General features: G+C 68.7%; 19 protein-coding genes and 1 pseudogene. 6 read left to right on the top strand and 14 right to left on the bottom strand.

Annotated features, from left to right (window positions below; all coding sequences use genetic code 11):
* Window positions 1-128: 128 nt before the first annotated feature.
* From ACFWBU_RS09715 to bla, 5 genes and pseudogenes are all read right to left on the bottom strand, one after another.
* Window positions 129-338, bottom strand: a complete 210-nt coding sequence (locus ACFWBU_RS09715; RefSeq protein ID WP_378528137.1) for an FKBP-type peptidyl-prolyl cis-trans isomerase — start codon at window positions 336-338, stop codon at window positions 129-131.
* Window positions 339-404: 66 nt separating this feature from the next.
* Window positions 405-752 (bottom strand): annotated as a pseudogene (locus tag ACFWBU_RS09710) (FKBP-type peptidyl-prolyl cis-trans isomerase); the annotation flags it as partial.
* A gap of 53 nt (window positions 753-805) precedes the next feature.
* Window positions 806-2104: a citrate synthase gene (locus ACFWBU_RS09705; RefSeq protein WP_169621173.1), complete on the bottom strand. Its 1299-nt coding sequence runs from the start codon at window positions 2102-2104 to the stop codon at window positions 806-808.
* A 263-nt stretch (window positions 2105-2367) separates the two neighbouring features.
* Window positions 2368-3351: an aldose 1-epimerase family protein gene (locus tag ACFWBU_RS09700; protein ID WP_378528135.1), complete on the bottom strand. Its 984-nt coding sequence runs from the start codon at window positions 3349-3351 to the stop codon at window positions 2368-2370.
* An 87-nt stretch (window positions 3352-3438) separates the two neighbouring features.
* Window positions 3439-4416: a class A beta-lactamase gene (gene bla, locus ACFWBU_RS09695; protein ID WP_378528134.1), complete on the bottom strand. Its 978-nt coding sequence runs from the start codon at window positions 4414-4416 to the stop codon at window positions 3439-3441.
* 156 nt (window positions 4417-4572) lie between these two features.
* Here bla and ACFWBU_RS09690 point away from each other — a divergent pair, with 156 nt between their 5' ends.
* Window positions 4573-5457 (top strand): LysR family transcriptional regulator, encoded by an 885-nt coding sequence (locus ACFWBU_RS09690; protein ID WP_378528133.1) that lies wholly within the window; start codon window positions 4573-4575, stop codon window positions 5455-5457.
* Between the two features lie 29 nt (window positions 5458-5486).
* Here ACFWBU_RS09690 and ACFWBU_RS09685 read toward each other — a convergent pair whose 3' ends face one another.
* From ACFWBU_RS09685 to pdxH, 3 genes are all read right to left on the bottom strand, one after another.
* Window positions 5487-6728 carry an MFS transporter gene (locus ACFWBU_RS09685; protein ID WP_378528132.1) on the bottom strand — a complete coding sequence of 414 codons (1242 nt, stop codon included), beginning with the start codon at window positions 6726-6728 and terminating at the stop codon, window positions 5487-5489.
* Window positions 6729-6869: 141 nt separating this feature from the next.
* A complete protein-coding gene (locus ACFWBU_RS09680; RefSeq protein WP_378528131.1) occupies window positions 6870-8138 on the bottom strand; it encodes an MFS transporter in 1269 nt (422 codons plus the stop codon).
* Window positions 8135-8788, bottom strand: coding sequence for a pyridoxamine 5'-phosphate oxidase (gene pdxH, locus ACFWBU_RS09675; RefSeq protein ID WP_169621402.1), 654 nt, complete (start codon window positions 8786-8788; stop codon window positions 8135-8137). The genes ACFWBU_RS09680 and pdxH overlap by 4 nt, the downstream gene beginning before the upstream one ends.
* A gap of 217 nt (window positions 8789-9005) precedes the next feature.
* Between pdxH and ACFWBU_RS09670 the strand changes: the two genes are divergently transcribed.
* The 4 genes from ACFWBU_RS09670 to ACFWBU_RS09655 all read left to right on the top strand — a co-directional run bounded on the left by ACFWBU_RS09670 (window position 9006) and on the right by ACFWBU_RS09655 (window position 13184).
* Window positions 9006-10133 carry a citrate synthase 2 gene (locus ACFWBU_RS09670; protein WP_378528130.1) on the top strand — a complete coding sequence of 376 codons (1128 nt, stop codon included), beginning with the start codon at window positions 9006-9008 and terminating at the stop codon, window positions 10131-10133.
* Window positions 10134-10212: 79 nt separating this feature from the next.
* Window positions 10213-11334, top strand: coding sequence for a phosphoserine transaminase (serC, locus tag ACFWBU_RS09665; protein WP_169621177.1), 1122 nt, complete (start codon window positions 10213-10215; stop codon window positions 11332-11334).
* A gap of 238 nt (window positions 11335-11572) precedes the next feature.
* A complete protein-coding gene (sepH, locus tag ACFWBU_RS09660; protein WP_296551075.1) occupies window positions 11573-12472 on the top strand; it encodes a septation protein SepH in 900 nt (299 codons plus the stop codon).
* Between the two features lie 10 nt (window positions 12473-12482).
* Window positions 12483-13184, top strand: a complete 702-nt coding sequence (locus ACFWBU_RS09655; RefSeq protein WP_169651900.1) for a DUF6928 family protein — start codon at window positions 12483-12485, stop codon at window positions 13182-13184.
* Window positions 13185-13225: 41 nt separating this feature from the next.
* On the opposite strand, the gene ACFWBU_RS09650 is transcribed toward ACFWBU_RS09655, so the two are convergent.
* From ACFWBU_RS09650 to ACFWBU_RS09635, 4 genes are all read right to left on the bottom strand, one after another.
* Window positions 13226-14032 (bottom strand): RNA methyltransferase, encoded by an 807-nt coding sequence (locus tag ACFWBU_RS09650; protein ID WP_169621179.1) that lies wholly within the window; start codon window positions 14030-14032, stop codon window positions 13226-13228.
* Between the two features lie 340 nt (window positions 14033-14372).
* Window positions 14373-14840: a MarR family winged helix-turn-helix transcriptional regulator gene (locus ACFWBU_RS09645; RefSeq protein ID WP_206036957.1), complete on the bottom strand. Its 468-nt coding sequence runs from the start codon at window positions 14838-14840 to the stop codon at window positions 14373-14375.
* A gap of 22 nt (window positions 14841-14862) precedes the next feature.
* On the bottom strand, window positions 14863-15294 hold the full coding sequence (locus ACFWBU_RS09640; protein WP_169621180.1) for a MarR family winged helix-turn-helix transcriptional regulator: 432 nt from the start codon (window positions 15292-15294) through the stop codon (window positions 14863-14865).
* Window positions 15295-15339: 45 nt separating this feature from the next.
* Window positions 15340-16809 carry an NCS2 family permease gene (locus ACFWBU_RS09635; protein WP_169621405.1) on the bottom strand — a complete coding sequence of 490 codons (1470 nt, stop codon included), beginning with the start codon at window positions 16807-16809 and terminating at the stop codon, window positions 15340-15342.
* An 81-nt stretch (window positions 16810-16890) separates the two neighbouring features.
* On the opposite strand from ACFWBU_RS09635, the gene ACFWBU_RS09630 reads away from it, so the two are divergent.
* Window positions 16891-17139 carry a DUF2530 domain-containing protein gene (locus ACFWBU_RS09630; RefSeq protein WP_169621181.1) on the top strand — a complete coding sequence of 83 codons (249 nt, stop codon included), beginning with the start codon at window positions 16891-16893 and terminating at the stop codon, window positions 17137-17139.
* Between the two features lie 45 nt (window positions 17140-17184).
* Here ACFWBU_RS09630 and ACFWBU_RS09625 read toward each other — a convergent pair whose 3' ends face one another.
* Both ACFWBU_RS09625 and ACFWBU_RS09620 read right to left on the bottom strand, forming a co-directional pair.
* Window positions 17185-17724, bottom strand: a complete 540-nt coding sequence (locus tag ACFWBU_RS09625) for a phosphatase PAP2 family protein (RefSeq protein ID WP_378528129.1) — start codon at window positions 17722-17724, stop codon at window positions 17185-17187.
* Entirely contained in the window at window positions 17721-20528 is a 2808-nt protein-coding gene (locus tag ACFWBU_RS09620) for a sacsin N-terminal ATP-binding-like domain-containing protein (RefSeq protein WP_378528128.1), read from the bottom strand. The genes ACFWBU_RS09625 and ACFWBU_RS09620 overlap by 4 nt, the downstream gene beginning before the upstream one ends.
* Window position 20529 lies beyond the last annotated feature (1 nt).

Below are 20529 nucleotides of genomic sequence, written 5' to 3'. Positions count from 1 at the left end.
GGCCCGGCTCACCCCCATCGAGCTCTGGCTCGACGCCCACCGCACGGCGGGCGAGCTGGCCGACCTCCCGACCCCGGTCATCGAGGGCCTCGTCCTGGGCCCCGTCGTCGCCATGGCCCGCCGCTGGCTCACCATCGGCGACCACCGACCCGCATACCCGGGATGCCCTGCTGCCAGCCCGGGATCAGCCGGCCGAGCGGGAACGCGACGGACTGACCGCGGCTCCACGACGAGTCGAACTCTTCGTTGGTCTCGTACTCGACGCCCTTGTAGTGCACGTCGACGGTTGCGTCGGGCTGCGCCTCGGGACCTTCACCGATGGTGATGTCCTCGACCACGAGTTCGGTGGGCGCGGGGCCTTCCGACTTCTCGATGACCGGCGGTTCGGGCTGGACCTGCACGTCGAGCAGATCGATCACGAACACGAGCGTCTTGCCCGACAACTGGTGGCCCGATCCGGCGGGACCGTAGGCGAGTTCCGGCGGGATCGTCAGCTGACGACGCCCACCGACACGCATGCCGGGGATGCCCTCCTGCCAGCCGGCGATGAGACCGGCGAGCGGGAAGCGGATGGACTCGCCACGGCTCCACGACGAGTCGAACTCCTCGCCCGTGTCGAACTCCACACCGACGTAGTGCACGTCGACGACCGCACCCGGCGTGGCTTCGGGACCGTCACCGATCGTGATGTCCTTGATGACCAGTTCGGTGGGCGCGGGGCCCTCCTGGAACTCGATCTCCGGTTTACTCACAGGTCCTTCTCCCTTGTCGAGTGGCAGTCGTCGCACACGCTCGGACAGATCGGTCAGCGAAGATCGATCCCCTTGTAGTCACGCTCGGTGTGGCCGACGTAGATCTGGCGCGGGCGCCCGATCTTGAGGGTCGGGTCGGAGTGCATCTCGCGCCAGTGCGCGATCCAGCCCGGCAGGCGGCCCAACGCGAACAGCACGGTGAACATGCGGTCCGGGAAGCCCATGGCGCGGTAGATCAAACCGGTGTAGAAGTCGACGTTCGGGTACAGCTTGCGCTCGATGAAGTAGTCGTCGGTGAGCGCGGCCTCTTCGAGCTTCATGGCGATCTCGAGCAGTTCGTCGCCCGCACCGAGCTTCTTGAGGATCGAGTCGGCGGTCTTCTTGACGATTGCGGCGCGCGGGTCGTAGTTGCGGTAGACGCGGTGCCCGAAGCCCATGAGCTTCACGCCGTCTTCCTTGTTCTTGACCTTGCGCACGAACTCGTTGACGTCGCCGCCCGAGTTCTTGATCTGCTCGAGCATCTCCAGCACAGCCTGGTTAGCACCGCCGTGCAGCGGGCCCCACAGCGCGTTGATGCCGCCCGAGATGGACGTGAACAGGTTGGCGTCCGACGAGCCGACCAGACGCACCGTCGACGTCGAGCAGTTCTGCTCGTGGTCGGCGTGCAGGATCAGCAGCATGTCGAGAGCCTGCGCGATCTCGGGATCGATCTCGTACGGCTCGGCCGGGAACCCGAACGTCATCCGCAGGAAGTTCTCGACCAGCGACAGCGAGTTGTCGGGGTAGAGGAACGGCTGGCCCACGGACTTCTTGTAGGCGTAGGCGGCGATCGTCGGGAGCTTGGCGAGCAAGCGGATCGTCGACAGCTCGACCTGCTCCGAGTCGTCCGGGTCGAGCGAGTCCGGGTAGTACGCCGAGAGCGCGTTGACGGCGCTCGACACGACTGGCATGGGATGCGCGTTACGCGGGAAGCCGTCGAAGAAGCGCTTGAGGTCCTCGTGCAGCAGCGTGTGCCGGCGGATCTTGTCGGTGAACGTCTCGAGCTGGTCCGACGTGGGCAGCTCGCCGTAGATCAGCAGGTAGCTGACCTCGATGAAGCTGGCCTTCTCGGCCAGCTGCTCGATGGGGTACCCGCGGTAACGCAGGATGCCCTTCTCACCGTCGATGTACGTGATCGCCGACTTGGTGGAGGCAGTGTTGACGAAACCGGGGTCGAGGGTGGTGTACCCGGTCTCCGCAAGGAGCTTGCCCAGCTCGATACCGTCATTGCCTTCCGTTGCTTTGGCGATCGACATCGCGTGCTCGCCACCGGGGTAGCTGAGGGCGGTTGTGGGTTCATTCTCAGCGGGCACGAAGGATCCCTCTCAAGCTCAGACCTACGAGAAACTTCCGAACATTCAGGTAGAACCTAGCCGTAGCGCAGCGCGTGCGCCCAGCCAGGGTCGGTCGAAAGTCCCCGCACAGTGTTTCGTTGATATCGACGTCGGACGTCGGCCCGCACCCTCGGAAACTCCGCCGCAAGGTCGGCGCACGCCGCTTACCTGGGGTAATCGTACGCGATCCGTGTGGTAGCACCATTGCCACCCCGCCTCCTGCCGTACACGGCGCCCGTGCGTCACCCGGAGAAACCCACCGCACCGAGGCCCCAACTGGCGTCCCAGCCCTCCCCCGGCTGCAGGACCACTTCGTCGATACCCAGATTGAACGCATCAGGAGGGCACGTCGCGGGAATCAGTGCGAGCGAACGCTCAGCAGCACCCCCGGACCCGGCCGTCTCGGTGGTCGCGTACAACCACCCGAACTCCGGCACCGTTCGCAGTTCCACACCGCGCCCGTCGGGACCGCAGAGACGGTGACGCACCACACCGTCGGCGTCCTCGTCGAGCGCGCTGAACGGTGTCGCGAGCCGTACACCGGAGAGGGAGCGTGGTGCGGTGAAGTCGTACTCGGTACCGGCGACGGGTTGTGAGTACGCGGTGGGGAGACCGCGTTCGCGGTCGATCGGAACGCGGGTACCCGCCGCCAGGTGCAGACTGCACTCGTCGAGCGGGGTGTCACCGGCCCGCAGATACGGGTGCACTCCGAGTCCGAACGGTGCGTGGAAATCGCCGATGTTGGTCGCGGTGTGGGTGACGACGAGCCCGTACTCACCGAGTTCGTGGGTCGCGGTGAGCAGCAGCCGGTAGGGCCATCCCGTCTGCAATCCGACCTCGAGCACCTGTTCGACACGGGTAGCCGTGTGCGACACGAGGTCCCACTTCTTGTTCCACGCGAAGCCGTGCACGGCGGTCTTCCGGCGCGGGTCGGTGACCGCCAGTTGGTGTTCGATTCCGTCGAAGAAGAAGTGGCCGTCGCGCACCCCACCCGGCCACGGCGCGAGCACGGCGCCCGCGTACAGCCACGGGTGTTCGGCCGGCCCGCTTTCGACGAGCCGGTAGGGGCCGGACGGATCGTCGTACACCAGTTCACGCACTGCCGCGCCCACCTCGGACACTTCGGCCCGGTAGCCGCCGCCCCGGATCACGTAATGCGCGGGACCGTCTCCCGGCCGGGCATCGGTCGGGTGATCGCGTTGCGAGTGGTGGATCGAGTCGGACATGTACCCAGTCTTGCGGGCGGCGGGCGATCGCACTACCCATTCGGGCGGCTGACCTGTCCGTACCGCCAACCTGCCGGCAGTCCCGGATCACATACCGGTCGTCATGGCCTCGATCACGGCCGCGGTGGCCGCCACCGTCGGGACGTCGTCGATCGGCACGTCGGGGTCACCGGTGGTGGAATCCGAGAGCACCACCAGCACGAGCGGATCCCCCTGAGGCGACCACACGACCCCGGCGTCGTTGACCGTCCCGTGGTCGCCTCCTCCCGTCTTGTCGGCCGCGGTCCAGCCGGGCGGCAGTGCCGCACGGATGCGTTTGTCGGACGTGAGGCTCCCCCGCATCCACCCCGCGAGGGTGCGCCGCTGCTGCGGCGGCAGCCCCGCACCGAGAAGCAGTTCGTAGCACCCCGCTCCGAGCCCGGCGGCGGTCGTGGTGTCGCGCTCGTCGCCGCGTCCCGCTTCGTTCAGTTCGGGTTCCCACCGGTCGAGGCGAGTTGCCCCGTCGTTGACGGCCCGCGCCAGGGCCGTCACCGCGTCCGGTCCGCCGAGGCGTCGCAACAGGAGGTTCGCGGCGGTGTTGTCGCTTCGGGTCAGCGCGGCCTCGCACAAGCGACCCACGGTCATGACGCGGCCCTGGTGCTCCGTCGTCACAGGCGAGTTGACGACGATGTCGGCGGGCTCGACCGCAATGGTCTCGTCGAGGGTCAGCCGGCCGAGGGATTCGAGACGCAGAATTCCGGCCGCTGCGTAGATCTTGAAGGTCGAGCACATCGCGAATCGCTCGTCGCCGCGGTATGAACAACTCCGCCCGTCGATCGGCGAATGCGCGAACACCCCGAGCCGGACCTTGTGGTCGTTTTCGATCCGGGCGAGACGTGCGTCGAGTGCGGGCAGTTGCAACCGTGTCTCCGGTACGCCCCTCGCGGCCGGGGTCGCATCCGGTGGCACCGTGCTGCCCGATGCGCCGCATGCGGCCAGGATCGGAGCGGCCGACAGGACGACGGCACCGGAGAGAAAGCCTCTGCGGGACAGTGCTGTTCGGTCGACTGCGGGTGGTGTTGCCATGCCGCTACAACAGCATCCGGCCTCTCGCCGATGCCAATACTTTACGGAGGCCGGGGCAAGTCGGAAAAAGTATCACCGCTGGTGGCAGCTCTAGAAGAGGCTGACAGTGACCGCACTTCCGGTAAATGTGGGGACGGCGTCGCGGACGCTGGTTGAATGTCGGCCATGGATCTGATCCGTCATCTCCGGTTCTTCGTCGCGGTCGCCGACACAGGACACTTCGGACGCGCCGCAGCCGAGCTGGAGATGACGCAACCTCCACTGTCCCAAGGACTTCGGCGTCTCGAGGAGTACATCGGGACCCCGCTCGTCCACCGCACGCAGCAGGGTGCCGTTCTCACTGCCGCCGGTGCGCAACTGCTTCCCCACGCCCGCTCGCTCCTCGACGACTCCGACCGTTTTCTCACGGAAGCGGTCCGCGTAGCCGGCGCCCGCGCAGTGGTCCGCTGGGGCGCCTGCGTCGCGCTCCCGGACCGGCTGCTCACCGCATGCGTCGCGGCCCTGTGTGCCGAGACCGATGCGGCGGTGACGACCGAATCGGGGACCACCGTCGACCTGATCGATGCGGTGCGGTCGGGCAGATGCGATTTCGCCGTCGTCGAACTTCCCACGCTCGTGGACGGCGTGGAAGCCGGCCCCGTCACCAAGATTCCGCGGTGGGTCGTCGTACCGAAGGACCATCGCAGCGCCCACGCCGAACGGCCTCGGTTCCCGATGCTCTCCGATCTGGCGTTCGCAACCCCAGCCCGAACAGGAAACCCCGGGGCCTTCGACGCCGTGCGTGACCTGCTGCGCGAACGCGGTCTCGAGGTCGACACGACGACTGCGCCGGACGACCGGGCCGTCCTCGCCGCAGTGGCTGCGGGCACCCATTTCGGGATGTCCACCACGAGGCCCGGTTCGGCGCCGGGGGTCGCGTGGCTGCCCTTGGCTCCCGCCGCGATCGCGCTGCAGGTGCGTCTCGTGTGGCGAACCGGCGCCGACATCGACCGGTATGTCGCGGCACTCGATCGGGTGGTCTTCCGGGAACGGGTGCGCTGAGCCGTACATCCCGAGGGCTCGGACAGCGGTCACCGCGCTTCGGTCGCTGCTTTCTCCCGCGCGGAGTCGCTGTCGTCCTTCATCCGCACCGCGATCGTGAAGACGAGCACACCTGCCGCCGCGAGGATCACTCCGGCAGCGGCCGGTGCGGTGTACCCGAGTCCGGCGGCGATCACCGCACCGCCGATCGCGGCGCCGATCGCGTTGGCGAGATTGAACGCGGCGTGGTGGAGCGACGCCGCGAGAGTCTGGGCATCGTCCGCGACGTCCATCAGCCGGACCTGCAGCCCGGGACCGACGGCCGCGCACCCGCCGCCGAGCAGGAACACCATCACCAGAGCCGTGTACGGGTTGTGCACCGCGACGACGAACACGGCGAGCAGCACGCCGAGCGCACCCACGGTGATGAAGATGCCCGGCACCAGAGCGCGGTCGGCGAGGCGACCTCCCACCGCGTTGCCCACGACCATGCCGAGCCCGAACAGCATCAGGGCGACCGGGACCACCGATTTCGGTACGCCCGCGACGTCGGTCAGGGTGGTGCTGATGTAGGTGTAGACCGCGAACACACCACCGAAGCCGATCGTCGCGACGCCCAACGTCATCCACACCTGCTTGCGGCGCAGAGCACCCAGCTCGGTCCGCACGCTCGTCGTACGGATGGACAGGTCCGGCACCCACGCGACGACCGCGGCGACGGTGGCCACCCCGATCACCGCGACCAGGCCGAACGCGATGCGCCAGCCCAGTGCCATACCCAGCCACGACGCCGCGGGCACCCCGATCACGTTCGCGACCGACAGTCCCATCATCACGAGTGCGACGGCCCGCGCCCGCTGTCCCCGACCGGCGAGATGCGCCGCGACGATTGCGGCGACGCCGAAGTACGCGCCGTGCGGCAAGCCGGCAACGAACCGGGAGGCCACGAGCGCGCCGTAGCCCGGTGCCAGCACCGTCGCCGCGTTACCGATCGTGAACGCGACCATCAAGGCGATCAGCAGCGTCTTGCGCGGTACCCGGGCGGTCAGGGTCGCGATGAGCGGTGCACCGACCACGACGCCGGCGGCATATGCGGACACGACGTGCCCGGCGGTCGGCTCGGAGACACCGAGCCCGGCCGCGATGTCGGGAAGCAGGCCCATCGCCATGAATTCGGTGGTGCCGATTCCGAACCCGCCGAGCGCGAGTGCCCACATGGCGCGGGTGCGCCCTGCCCGCGGACCGTCGTCGATCCGGACGTCGTCGGGTGGGCAGGCGGGAGCCGTGGTCATGAGAGAGCCTTCGGAGAGTGCACGAGGTACGCGAAAGAGAAGTCCGGACGGCTGTGTCCGGCCCGTTCCATCTTCCGCTTCGGACCCGCCCACCTCGAATTCGTCAGGGGTGAGTTCCGCCACCGCCGCGTGGAGCGCGCGCTACGACAGGGTTCTCTCGACGCGGTACCGGACGAAGGCGGGGAACGCGAAGACACACACCGCGACGCCGACGATCACCAGGACACCGCCACCCGCTGCCGCAACCGCGGTCCCGGCTGCGGCGGCCGCGGCACCGTGCAGCACGTCGCCGATCCGGGGACCGCCGGCGACGACGACGATGAAGACTCCTTGCAACCGGCCACGCATCTCGTCGGTCGCGACGGTCTGCAGCATCGTCGACCGGAACGCCGCCGACACCATGTCCACCGCCCCGCCGAACGCGAGGAACGCCACCGCGAGCCACACCAGCAGCGCGCTCCCGCCCGAATCGGCGAACCACACCACGATCCCGAATCCGGCCATCGCGACGCCCCACAGCGCGATACACACGATCACCGCGAGACCCTGGCGCCGCACTCTCGGCAGCCACCCCGAGAACACGCCTCCGACAACGGCTCCCACCGACATCGCCGCGAACAGCACGCCGAGGACGAATCCGCCCTGCACCGGATCCCCGAAGGTTTCGTGAGCGATCTGAGGAAACAATGCGCGCGGCATTCCGAAAACCATCGCGACGATGTCGACGACGAAGGAGGCCAGCAGGATCTTCTGCCCGGACAGGTAACGGAACCCGTCGAGCACCGCGCGCAGTCCCGCCCGCGTCACCTCTCCCAGCGGCGGGATCGGGGGCAGCCGGACGACCGCCCAGAGCGTCGCCAGGAGGAAGACGGCATCGAGCAGGTACAGCGTCGACAACCCCACCATCGGGATGAGCACCCCGGCAAGCAGCGGACCGGCGATCGCACCGAACTGCACCACGGTCATGTTGAGCGAGGTCGCCGCAGCGATCTGGCCCGTGGGAAGCACACGCGGGATCACGGCCGCGCGGGTGGGCTGATTCACCGCGAAGAACGCCTGCTGCACCGAGAACACGCCGAGCAGCAGCCACACGTTGCCCGAACCCGCTGCGGCCTGTGCCCACAGGAGCAGCGAGGTGACGCAGAGGCCGACCGAGGTGATGGTCAGCAAGGTGCGCCGGTCCATCGCGTCCGCGAGCGCGCCGCCCCACAGCCCGAACACGACGAGCGGCACGAGACCGAACACACCGGTGAGCCCCACATAGGCCGAGTTCCGGGTGATCTCGTAGATCTGTTGCGGCACCGCGACGATCGCCATCTGGGCGCCGATCACGGTCACGACACCGGCCCACCACAGCCGCGCGAAGTCCTTGTTCTGCAGCGGTGTGGTGTCGGCGAGGATGCGTCTCACGGCTGGAGACGCCGGACGGACCACGCTCCGTCCACGAGCCGCATACGAATCCGGTCGTGCAGACGGTCGGGTCTCCCCTGCCAGAATTCGACGGTGTCCGGACTGATCCGGAATCCGCCCCAGAACGGCGGAACGGGAATGTCCTCGTCGGATCCGAGACCGTACTCTCTGCCCGCCTCGACGAGTGCGTGTTCGAGGTCTGTGCGAGACGCGACCGGCCGCGACTGCTGCGACGCCCACGCACCGAGCCGCGACCCGCGCGGCCGGGTCCGCCAGTACGCCGCGGTCTCCTCGGGCGCGACGCGATCCACCCTGCCCCGCACCGTGACCTGGCGGTGCAGCGGCAGCCACAGAAAGGTCACGGACGCGTACGGGTGCGCGGCCAGGTGGCGTCCCTTGTCGGATTCGTAGTTCGTGAAAAAGGTGATGCCCTCGGGTCCGACGGCCTTGCACAGCACCGTCCGGGTCGCGGGATCGCCGTTCTCGTCGACGGTCGCGAGCACCATCGCGTTGGGCTCGGGCACGGCGGCCTCGACGGCCGTGGCCAGCCATTGCCGGAACAACGGCAGCCAGCCGTCGGAGGCGAGCGCGGGTCCGAGATCGGCGGACAGCGTTTCGGCCGGGTCCGACGGGTTGTAGTCGGCACGCATCGACGCGAGATCGTCTGCCGGCACGTGTCGGCGCGGTGGTTCGGGCTGCACGGACGAAGACGGTACTCCGGGACGGCCGACGCCCGAAGACACGCGGTCGAGGACTAGAGTTCACCTGACGACTCGAGTGGGGTGCCGATCACAGTCACCGGTGTCCTCATTCCACCGGCAGTGCGGCTCGGATCGGGCGGCACACGAAAGAGGAGAGCCCATTCGCATGGCACCGCGCGCGTCTGTACCCGAGGATTTCGTCGCAGGTCTCGAAGGCGTCGTCGCCTTCACCAGTGATATCGCCGAGCCCGACAAGGACGGTGGCGCACTGCGTTACCGCGGTGTCGACATCGAAGAACTCGTCGCTCGGGGCGTGACCTTCGGTGACGTGTGGGCACTTCTCGTCGACGGCGAGTTCGGCCGGGGTCTGCATCCCGCCGAGCCTTTCCCGCTCCCGATCCACACCGGCAACGTGCGCGTCGATGTGCAGGCGGGCCTCGCGATGCTCGCGCCCATCTGGGGCTTCCAGCCGTTGCTCGACATCGACGACGCGACCGCCCGCGACAACCTCGCGCGCTCCGCGGTGATGGCACTGTCGTACGTCGCTCAGTCGGCGCGCGGCATCTACCAGCCGGCGGTACCCCAGGAGCAGGTCGACCAGGCGAAGACCGTGACCGAACGGTTCATGGTGCGCTGGAAGGGCGAGCCCGACCCGAAGCACGTCGAGGCCATCGACGCCTACTGGGTGTCGGCTGCCGAGCACGGTATGAACGCCTCCACTTTCACCGCCCGGGTGATCGCGTCCACCGGTGCCGATGCGCCTGCCGCACTGTCCGGCGCCGTGGGTGCGATGTCGGGTCCGTTGCACGGCGGTGCCCCGGCGCGCGTCCTGCCGATGATCGAGGAGACCGAGCGCAGCGGCGATCCGCGCGCTGTGGTCCAGGGCATCCTGGACCGCAAAGAAAAGCTCATGGGCTTCGGGCACCGTGTGTATCGCGCCGAAGATCCCCGTGCCCGCGTGCTGCGCAGCACCGCCGAGCGACTCGGCGCTCCCCGCTTCGAGGCCGCTGCGGCACTAGAGCAGGCAGCGCTGACCGAATTGCGGGAACGCCGTCCCGACCGCGCCATCGAGACCAACGTCGAGTTCTGGGCCGCCGTGATCCTCGATTTCGCCGAGGTTCCGGCCGCGATGATGCCGGCGATGTTCACGTGCGGACGGACCGCGGGCTGGTGTGCGCACATCCTCGAGCAGAAGCGTCTCGGCAGGCTGGTACGTCCCGCGGCGATCTACACCGGACCGGATCCTCGGTCCGTCGAGGCCGTCACCGGCTGGGAGTCGATCTCCCACCGCTGACGCACCCCGTCGGACGCTCACGCAAGCGGTCTAGACTACATCTGCACCATGTCACTCGACGCTTAGGACACGCATTCCGATGGCAGACGCTTCACCGATCATTCCCGCTGACCTCAAGCCCGCAGACGGCCGTTTCGGCTGTGGCCCGTCGAAGGTTCGCCCCGAGCAGCTCCAGTCGCTCGTCGACGTCGGCGCTTCGGTATTCGGCACCAGCCACCGGCAGAAGCCGGTCAAGGACGTCGTGGCCCGGGTGCGCTCCGGCCTGCGCGAGCTGTTCGCCCTGCCCGACGGGTACGAGGTCGTCCTCGGCAACGGCGGCACCACGGCATTCTGGGATGCAGCCGCGTTCGGCCTGATCCGCGAACGGTCGCAGCACTTCACCTACGGCGAGTTCTCGTCGAAGTTCGCCTCCGTCGCCAAGAAGAATCCGTTCATCGGCGATCCGATCGTGATGGGCTCCGAGCCCGGATCGGCTCCCGAGATCGTGGCCGACGCGTCCGCCGATCTGATCGGCTGGGCGCACAACGAGACGTCGACGGGTGTGGCTGTGCCCGTGCAGCGTCCGGCCGGGTCGTCGAACGCGCTCATCGCGATCGACGCGACCTCGGGTGCGGGCGGGTTGCCGGTGAACATCGCCGACAGCGACGTGTACTACTTCGCGCCGCAGAAGTGCTTCGCGGCGGACGGCGGATTGTGGATCGCGCTCATGAGCCCGGCCGCGCTCGAGCGCGTTGCCGAGATCAAGGCGTCCGGCCGGTACACCCCGGACTTCCTGTCGCTGCCGATCGCGGTGGAGAACAGCAGCAAGGACCAGACGTACAACACCCCGGCGCTCGCCACCCTGCTGCTTTTCGCGAACCAGATCGAGTGGCTCAACGCCAACGGTGGCCTCGACTGGGCCGTGAGCCGCACCAAGGATTCGTCGTCGCGCCTGTACGAGTGGGCCGAGGCTTCCGAGTTCGCGACGCCGTTCGTCACCGATCCGGCGCTGCGCTCGCAGGTGGTCGGAACGATCGACTTCGCCGACTCGGTCGATGCGGCGAAGGTCGCAAAGATCCTGCGCGCCAACGGCATCGTCGACACCGAGCCGTACCGGAAGCTGGGGCGCAACCAGTTGCGCGTCGGTATGTTCCCAGCGATCGATCCCGAGGACGTCACGCAGTTGACGAAATGCGTGGATTGGGTGGTTTCGCAGCTCTGAGCAACGGGTAGTCACCGACGGTCGCGAGGGGCCGGGTCCTCAGCGGGGCTCGGCCCCTCTCCCGTACCCAACCCTCAACCTAAGATCGAGACATTTCGGTGAACCTAGGACCATAACGCGTCCTGGGGGAAATCGTGTGACGTCGCCCGGCGTGGCGCGGCGTGTCCGCGCCACGAAATGTGACGACTCGATTACAGTCGGGCGGGTCAATCGCGATCGGCGCGCGAGGAGGTCAAAGGTGCGAGAGCTTCGAGTGGTCGGTCTCGAGCCCGATGCAAAATATGTCGTGCTCGCCGATCCCAACACGGGTGACAAGTTCCGTATTCCGGTGGACGACACCCTGCGTGCGGCATCACGCGGCGATCTCGCCCGCCTGGGCCAGATCCAGATCGAAACCACGAGCCAGCTCCGTCCCCGCGAGATCCAGGCGCGGATCCGTGGCGGCGCGTCGGTCGAACAGGTCTCCCAGGAGGCCGGCATCCCGATCGCCAAGGTCGAGCGTTTCGCCTACCCGGTGCTGCTCGAACGGTCCCGGGCGGCCGACATGGCGAAGAAGGGTCACCCCGTCCGGCCCGACGGACCCACGGTCGAAACCCTCCTCGAGATCGTGACGCAGGCGTTCCGCGCCCGCGGCCACAACCTCGACGAGGCCACGTGGGATGCCTGGCGCGACGACGACGGGCACTGGGTCGCAGAACTGCAGTGGCAGGCGGGCCGGTCCACCAACACCGCGCACTGGCGCTACCAGCCGGATGCGCACGGCGGCACCATCACCGCGCTCGACGACATCGCGGCAGACCTCGTGGACCCGGATTGCGGCCGTCCGCTGCGATACCTGACCCCGGTCTACTCCGCACGCGACGTCGACGACTCGACCGAAGCGGAGATCGCCGAGCGCCGGGCAGCCGTGGCGAGCCCGATTCCGCTCGACCAGCCCGCGGTCGCCGAGCCCAGTGCGGAACCCGCCATTCTCGAAGCCCCCGGAACCGAGACGGTCGCGGTGACCGCATCCGACGAGCACGAGGATCCCGCCGCGACGCACACCCCGCACTCGCCGAACAGGGACAAGCGCGGTAAGCCCGCACTCCCGTCCTGGGACGACGTGCTGCTCGGCGTGCGCAGCAACGGACGCATCTGAGGGATCGCCGATGGCGTCGATCGTCTCGGCGCTGTGGCACGTCGACGCTCCCGATCCGGCCGCGGTCCTTCGGGACTCCCGGCCGGATCCCGAGGCGGCCCGCGCGCTGCTCGGGCGCCTCTTTCCGGACCGGCATCCCGCTGCGATCGGCCGGGTTCCGCTCTCACTCGCGGTGCACGGCGGCGATCCCGGGGGCAAGCAGGTCTTCGTCGGCAGCTACCCCGGCGTCACCGTCGTCTGCAGTAGCGAACTGTCGCTCCGCACCCCCTCGCAACTGCCGTTGCGGTGGCGGCAGACCCTCGCGGCCGAACACACGTTTCTCACCGTGTCCGACGCACCCGGGGCATGGGGCGCCTTTGCCGCATGGGAGCGCGGCACGCTCCGACGGGCATTCGGGGCGAGCACCGTGGAGTTCTTCGAGGACGAGGGCGTCCCGTTCGCGTGGGAACGTCCGTTCTGGGCCGGCGAGCATCCGATCCGCTGGCCGGCCGAGGTCGCTCCCCCGCCGCACTCGCTCCCCTTCCACCCTCGCCGACTCGTCGAGCACGCCAACGCCGCGTGGCTCGGCTTCCGGTATGTGGGGCGGCTCGCCGCCGAACCCGATCCCGCCGACATCGAGGTGTGCGGGTTCGAATTGCGGGACCGGGAAGAAGCCGCACCGGCGCCCCGGCGTCGCCGTCCCTCGTGGTGGCGGCGCACTGCCCGCCTGTAGCCACAGGTCAGCCTGTAGCCACCGGTCAGCCTGTAGCCCGGTCAGCGCGGAATCCGGACCCGTTCGTAGAACGCCATCGCGGCGGCCGTGGCGACATTGAGCGAGTCGGTGCCCGGGGCCATCGGGATCCGCGCGCGCACGTCGGTTGCACGCATCGCGTGTTCGGTCAGTCCGGGGCCCTCGGCGCCGAGGAGCAACGCGACTTTCTCGCCGGTCATCGCTGCGGAAAGGGGGACGGCGTGCGGATCGGGAGTGAGCGAGATCAGCTGGAAACCCTTGTTCCGCAAGATATCCAGATCGTGCGGCCACCGGTCCACAGAGGCGAACGGCACCCGCAGGACGTGCCCCATCGACACCCGCACCGCCCGCCGGTACAGCGGGTCGGCGCAGCCTTTCGCGAACAGCACCCCGTCGACTCCGAGCCCGGCCGCATTGCGGAACATCGAACCGATGTTCTCGTGATCGTTGACGCCTTCGAGCACCGCGACGGTCGTGGCCTTCTCGAGCACGTCGCCGAGTTCGAGCGGCTCGGGACGGTTCGCAACCGCGAGGACACCGCGATTGAGATGGAACCCCACCACCTCGGCCATGACGTCGGCGTCGGCCCGGAAGAACGGGACGTCGACGTCGCGCAGGTCGTCGGCAAGTTCCCCGAGGCGCCGGTCGACGCCGAGCAGGCTTGTCGGCGCGAACCGCGAATCGAGCATCCGCTGCACCACCAGAACGCCCTCGGCGATCACGAGTCCTTTGCCGCCGGGAAGGTCGGGCCGGCGATCCGAAGAGTTGAGATCGCGGAAGTCGTCCAGCCTCGGGTCGGCCGGGTCGTCGATGTCGATAACGTGAACCACATGCTCATTGTCCCAGCAGGCCGGAGCACGAACCCGCCGGGTCCGGACCGGTCGCGCAGGCGCGGGGCGGCGGTACCTCGGCCCGTCCGGGACCACGAGCGAGCCCGATCACCCTTCCGGGTGCGGGCCTGAACGGCGCGTGGCGTCAGCGGTGGTCGGAGGAACCGTCGGTAACGAGGCGGTACAGCACGTAGATCGAGAACCAGACGATCGCCACGGACGCCAGCACGAGCAAGATCTCGTAGAAGAGAACCACACCCCGATGCTACGGCCGGGCCGGGGCACCCGACCGGCCATCGGTGAATTCTGCGCGGTCACCGCGTGCGACGGCGGTTCGAGCTCAGCTGCCGGCGAGCCGTTCCCAGTGCTCTGCGACGCGCTGGAGCGTCCTGATGAACTGCACCTGTTCGTCCTCCGGCAGGGGCGACAGCAACGGCCCCTTCAGTGCGGTCACCCGCGCCGTCACCTTGTCGAGCACCGTCTCACCCTCCGGCGAGAGGTACAGCAACTTTCTCCGGCCGTCGGAGGTGTCCGGGATCCGGGCGAGCAGGCCGCGCACTTCGAGGCGGCGCGAGAGGTCGGCCATCGTGGAGTTGTCGAGGGCGACCGCGACGGCCATGCTTCCCTGATCGGAGCCCGGGAACAGGCGCACCGCGGTCATCACGGAGAACTGCGGTCCGGTCAGAACAGGATCGACGTACTTGCCCCAGTACGCCGTGTACGCCTGGTAGAGCCGGCGCGCGAGGTATCCCGGCATGCCGAGCAGGTCGGGTGGAGTCGGTAAGACCTCGTCGCTCTCGCGTGTCACCTGTTCAGCCCCCCGTCGCGGATCAGTTCTCGTCGTTCACCAGTGCCGAGAGGATATCTATGGCGCTGCGGAGCGTCGTAAGGCTGGCCGGATCGAGCTTCTCGAGACGCTCCGTCAGCCATGCTTCACGGGCCTGCGCCTCGTCGGCGAGCATCTCTTTCCCGGAATCGGACAGCGTCACGATGATCTGGCGGCCGTCGGTCGGGTGCGGCGTGCGCCCGACGAAGCCCAGGTCGTGCAGTGACGCGATGACCCGTGTCATCGACGGCGGCTGAACGCGCTCACGGGCTGCCAGCGCCCCCGGTGTCATTGCCCCCTCCGAACCCAGCGTCGCCAGAGCCGACAGCTGAGTCAAGGTGACCCGGGAATCTGTGCGTCTCCCCCGTAAATGACGCGTCAGACGCACAACGGCGATCGCGAGGTCGCCTGCTAGTGCGCGTGTATCCGAGATCATGGCGAGCACAATACGTCACCTGGGCCCGGACGCGGCCCGACGCGACTAGGTGAGAATTTCGGTGAGCGGATCGATCGCGAAATACACCGCGAAGAGCGCCGCGACGATCCAGAGAATCGGGTGGATCGTGCGGATCCGCCCTCCGGCCGCATGCAGGACCACCCAGGTGATGAATCCGACGCCGATGCCGTTGGCGATCGAGTAGGTGAACGGCATCACCATGATCGTCAGGAAGGCGGGCAGCGCCACGGCGAAATCGGAGAAGTCGATGTCGCGGACCTGACCGATCATGAGCGCACCCACGACGACCAGTGCGGGCGCGGCCGCCTCGATCGGAACCACTTCGTAGAGCGGGGTGAGGAACATGGCCAGCAGGAACAGCACGCCGGTCACGACGTTCGCCAGACCGGTGCGCGCACCCTCGGCGATACCCGAGGCCGACTCGACGAACACCGTGTTCGACGACGCCGACGCGCCACCACCGACGATCGCGCCGGCACCCTCGACGACCAGGGCCTTCCCGACGTTGGGCAGGTTGCCGTCCTTGTCGGTGAGTCCGGCTTCCTTGCCGAGACCGGTCATGGTGCCCATGGCATCGAAGAAGTTCGCGAGGACCAGGGTGAACACCAGCAGCGTCGCGGCGATCACGCCGATGCGGGTGAACGCTCCGAGCAGGTCGAACTGGCCGACCAGGCTCAGATCCGGAATGCCCAGGAACGACCCGGGAGCCTCCGGCGTGCTCAGGTTCCAGCCCTTGGGGTTCGTTCCGAGCGACGGGCCGACGTCGGCAACCGCTTCGACGATCATCGCGATGATCGTGGTGACGACGATGCCGATCAGCAGACCGCCGCGGACCTTCCTCGCCACCAGCACGCCCATGATCAGCACGCCCATGACGAACACGAAGGTGGGCCACGAGGCAATGGACCCGTCGATGCCCAGTCCGACCGGCACAGTCGTCCCGGCGGCATCGGGGATGCGGCGGACGAAACCTGCGTCTACCAGGCCGATCATCGCGATGAACGCGCCGATACCGGCGGCGATCGCAGCCTTGAGAGCCGGCGGGATCGCGTTGAACACGGCGGTACGGAAGCCGGTGAGGGCCAGCACCACGATGATGATGCCGTCGATGACGACCAGGCCCATCGCTTCGGGCCACGTCACCTGCGGCGCGATGCTCACGGCGAGCAGGCTGTTGATGCCCAGTCCGGCTGCGATCGCGAACGGATAGTTCGCGACGACACCGAAGACGATGCTCATCAGACCCGCGACCAGTGCGGTGACCGCCGCGACCTGATTGATCGGGAGGATGTTGCCGAGAACGTCGATCTTGGCGGTCGCGTCGTCGGCGGAGAAACTGCCGAGAATCAGCGGGTTGAGGACAACGATGTAGGACATCGCGAAGAAGGTGACGATGCCGCCACGCACCTCGCGGGACAGCGTCGAGCCGCGTTCGGAGATCTTGAAATACGTATCCAGAAAGGATGATCGCTTGGGTTCGGTGCCCACTGCCATGTCCATGAATTCCGCTCGTCGAGTACGGTGCGTCGCAACGGGAGAAGATTATTGCAGCCGAAACGAACTAATCTGCAAATCGTGAATCCAGCCCACACCGCCGCAGCGCGGACCCGGCGTCTCGCCGATCCGCGCCCCGTCCTCGCAATCGGAACCGCATTGTGGGTGGTCGCGACCGTCGTCGTCCTGCTCGGCGGGGACCGCTGGAGCGACATCCTGCCGGTCTGTATCGCGGGAATTCTGGTGGGGCTGTTGGGTTCTGCCCTGTTTCTCGCTCAGCGGCGCGCGGCACGACGGGGGCATCGGGGCGCGCAGGTCGGCTTGGACTGAGCCTCGTCGCGAGCCGCCGGTACGCCGGAACGGACCCGGCGGCGCTCATCGGGCCGGGCGCACCCGAGTGAGAAACCACACCCAGAGCAATGCCCACGCGACCCCGCAGATCCAGCCCGCGACCACGTCGGTCGTCCAGTGCGCGGCGAGGTAGATCCGGGACAACCCCACGACCAGGGAGTAGGTGGCCAGGACGGTGAACGCGGCGATCCGCCGCCGGTCCCCGCGCGGCCAGGTCCGCACCACGACGACGGCGAGCACCGTCGCGAGGATGGCGGTCATCATCGCGTGACCCGACGGGAACGATTCGGTCTGGATCACGATCAACCGCTCCGGTTCGGGTGGGCGGGTCCGCCCGAACAGGTTTTTCAGCAGGGACATCACCGGCCACCCGGTCAGCACGGCTCCGCCCACCAGAGTTGCGTCGCCCGTCCTGCCGGCCCGCATGAGCAGCACCGCGGCAATCAGGGCGAGCACGATGGTGGCGCCGACACCGCCGGTGTGCGTGATGCCGGTCATCAGCGACGTCAGCCACGGCTCGCGGACTGAGACCGCCCACTCGAGCACATCGGCGTCGGGCGTCACGATCGTGTGCCGTCCGACCCCGCGACAGCGTGCGCGTTGCTTACCGCCGCGACAGCGGGCACCAGTCCCTCGACGGTGCTGTGGGTCGTCCCCGAGGCGTCGACCCACCACGACACGTCGTGGTCGCCGGTCAAGGCACCGGAGCAGCGAACGGTGAGCCGGTCGTGCAGGACGAGCCGGCCCTTCGGGAGGGGTGCGCCCGTCATCACCGTGGCGGCGACCGCAGCGGGTTCGCGGTCCCACGTCGTGGTTCGGCCCTGCCGGGTGGGCTCGGCCGTGACCACAGCCGAGGCGACCGGCAGGTCGAGAAGATCGGCGAGTGCCGACGCGGTTCCCGCCGCACCCGTGACGAGCCGATCGGGCGGAATCACCCCGGCCCACCACGGCCGGTCCGGGATCAGCGCGTCGGCGGCGTCGACCACCGCCCCGGATACGGCCCGAACACCGTCGGGCAGTGTCACGGCGTCGGCCTCGACGGTGCCGGACGCGAACGCGCGGGCGAGAGTCGTGTGGGCGGCGACGATCACCGCAGGTGTGGGGTGACGTGCCGCGTCGGCGAGCCGGTCGAGGAGAGTCTGAGCGAGATCGAGGTCGTCGAGTCCGTCACCGGCGAGACAGCTGCGGAACGCGTCCGCATCGGGATGTGTGCACGGGTCGAGCAGGCCTTCGAAGGTGGTGTCGTCGGCCCATCGGTACCGGCCCAGCCGTTGCCCGTCGAGGATCGCTTCGTTGCGCAGCCACCACGCCGTGTACCCGGTGCGGTCGGCGAGTGCCGCGGCGGTCGCCGGGTCGGACGCCAGCAGCGCGAGTGCCTGCGCCCAGCGGTCCTCGTCGACCAGGTCGAGGTCACGCACCGCCACAAGCGTGTCCGGATCGGTGTCGACCGTCTCCCACCACAGGTCCTCGTCGGGCAGGTTGTGGTCCGGTCCGGTGGGCAACTCGGCTCGCAGGACGGTGAATCCCCACCCGACCCCGACTGCGCGGAGTGCATCGGCACCGTACTTCTCGACGACGTCCGACGCGACGGTGCCGAACGGCGCGTCGTCGACGAGGACCTCCGCGAGCGGTGCGCCGGGCAGGAGCAACTCGTCCGCCGGGGTGAGTTCGCCCTGCGCGTCGGGCAGTGGCAAGGCGCCCAGTTCGCGGGGAACGGCACTCGCAGGCACATGCGTGACCAGTCGCAGGACGACATCGGCGAGCGTCGCGGGAGTGTCGTCGGTGGGGTCGTCGAGGTCGGCGTCCTCGACCGCCGCGACGAGCGCCGGGTCGGACAGGAGATCGGCGGCGCTCACGGTGCCCGCGCCCAACCGCACGAGCAGCGGATGGGCCGCGTCGGGATGCACGAGCCGCACCCACGGCAACGCCAGGTCCCGGACCTCGGGCAGGTCGGAGGCCAGCACCGTGGTGCGGGGACCGGTCACCGTGCGCCCGTCCGACAACGGGACCGGCAGGGAGGCGAGTTCCTCCGCGACCACCCCGTCGACGACGAGCGGCATCAGCGCCTCGTACAGCGAGTTCCACCAGTGCGGTTCTCGGTGGTGGCCGGAGAGCAGTTCGGCGAGTCGCGCGGGGCCGATGAGCTGGACGTCCACCGCGGCAAGGGCCGGAGCGCAGCGCGGCGTACACAGCGCGGGCGAGATCAGCCCGGGAACGATGTCGGCGAGCACCTCTGCCAGCTCGTCGGTGAGACCCGGAAATGCGACCGCGCGCGACGGCAACAGGTCTGCACTGCCGTCGGCGGCGGGCAACCACGGCCGGCTTCGAAGATCGTCGAGCACCGCTTCACGCAGTCGGTGGTCGGCGTCGCTGCGCGCGAAGCCCGGCGTGGGCACGAGGTCGAGTCGCTGGTCGGCCGGCAGTGCCGCGACGAAGGACGCATAACCCTCGCCCGCCGTCTCGAGGTGTCCGCCCGGCAGCATCCGGCGACGGTCCGGCTGCATCGCCACATCGGCGACGACCAGCGCCGGCAGGGACAGTTCCTCGTCGGAGCGAGTGGGTGCTCGAAGCACGTCGGCGGTGACGGGCCGAACCCGGCCGCGCACGACCGGCACGAGCCACCGCGCAGACGAGCCGCGGTACTCCCACCAGCGCAGTTCCCCGATCCGCACGTCGTGCAGCCCGGACGGGAGCGGTGCCTCCGTGCGTGTCAGTTCGTGCCCGTCGACGACCACGGTGCGTAGGGCCGGCAGTTCGAGCAGTACGTCGGCCGCCTCGTCGCGGAAGCGGTCGAGCAGACCTTGCGCGTCGATGTCCGGCCTGAGATGCAGCACGACCTCCGTGTCGGTGCCGTCAGTGGGTGCGGTGTCGGTGGGCCACGCCAGTCGCAGGGCCGGGATCCCCGATGTGGGCACCGGAAGATCGTGTTCGGCGAGGACGTCGCGTGTGCGGGATTCCGAGAAGCGAACGGACCCGGTGCGGGAGCGCACCTCGATCTCGCCGGCGACCGAGAGGACGGCTGTGAAACCCACGCCGAACTGCCCGACGCCCTGCTTCTTGCTGGACGCGCGCAGCGCCGTCAGTGCCTGCAATCCGGCTTCGTCGAGTGGTTCTCCGACGTTCGCGACGTGGAGCGCGTCGCCGTCGCACCAGACCCGCATCTCACCGGCGATGCCGGCGCGAGTGGCAGCGTCGGCAGCGTTCTGGGCGAGTTCGGTGAGAACCCGGTCGCGGTAGCCCGCGCGAACATAGTCGGCTTCGGTGGCGGCGTCCTCACGCAACCGAGTGGGCGACGACCGCCACGCCGCGACGATGCCGTCCCGGAGCGCCGCGGTACCGAACGGATCCGCGGAGTCGGGGGCCGGCACG

This window comes from Rhodococcus sp. NPDC060084 (genome assembly GCF_042730335.1).
GTDB lineage: Bacteria > Actinomycetota > Actinomycetes > Mycobacteriales > Mycobacteriaceae > Rhodococcus.
The sequence above is the reverse complement of the archived record's forward strand: the minus strand, read 5'-3'. Positions and strand labels throughout refer to the sequence as shown.

What these genes read in the sequence shown, in the direction of transcription:
- ACFWBU_RS09700 (WP_378528135.1), bottom strand. Translation starts at nt 3,351, where the DNA reads ATGTCCGACTCGATCCACCACTCGCAACGCGATCACCCGACCGATGCC.
- bla (WP_378528134.1), bottom strand. Translation starts at nt 4,416, where the DNA reads ATGGCAACACCACCCGCAGTCGACCGAACAGCACTGTCCCGCAGAGGC.
- ACFWBU_RS09690 (WP_378528133.1), top strand. Translation starts at nt 4,573, where the DNA reads ATGTCGGCCATGGATCTGATCCGTCATCTCCGGTTCTTCGTCGCGGTC.
- ACFWBU_RS09685 (WP_378528132.1), bottom strand. Translation starts at nt 6,728, where the DNA reads ATGACCACGGCTCCCGCCTGCCCACCCGACGACGTCCGGATCGACGAC.
- pdxH (WP_169621402.1), bottom strand. Translation starts at nt 8,788, where the DNA reads ATGCGTGCCGACTACAACCCGTCGGACCCGGCCGAAACGCTGTCCGCC.
- ACFWBU_RS09670 (WP_378528130.1), top strand. Translation starts at nt 9,006, where the DNA reads ATGGCACCGCGCGCGTCTGTACCCGAGGATTTCGTCGCAGGTCTCGAA.
- serC (WP_169621177.1), top strand. Translation starts at nt 10,213, where the DNA reads ATGGCAGACGCTTCACCGATCATTCCCGCTGACCTCAAGCCCGCAGAC.
- ACFWBU_RS09655 (WP_169651900.1), top strand. Translation starts at nt 12,483, where the DNA reads ATGGCGTCGATCGTCTCGGCGCTGTGGCACGTCGACGCTCCCGATCCG.
- ACFWBU_RS09640 (WP_169621180.1), bottom strand. Translation starts at nt 15,294, where the DNA reads ATGATCTCGGATACACGCGCACTAGCAGGCGACCTCGCGATCGCCGTT.
- ACFWBU_RS09635 (WP_169621405.1), bottom strand. Translation starts at nt 16,809, where the DNA reads ATGGCAGTGGGCACCGAACCCAAGCGATCATCCTTTCTGGATACGTAT.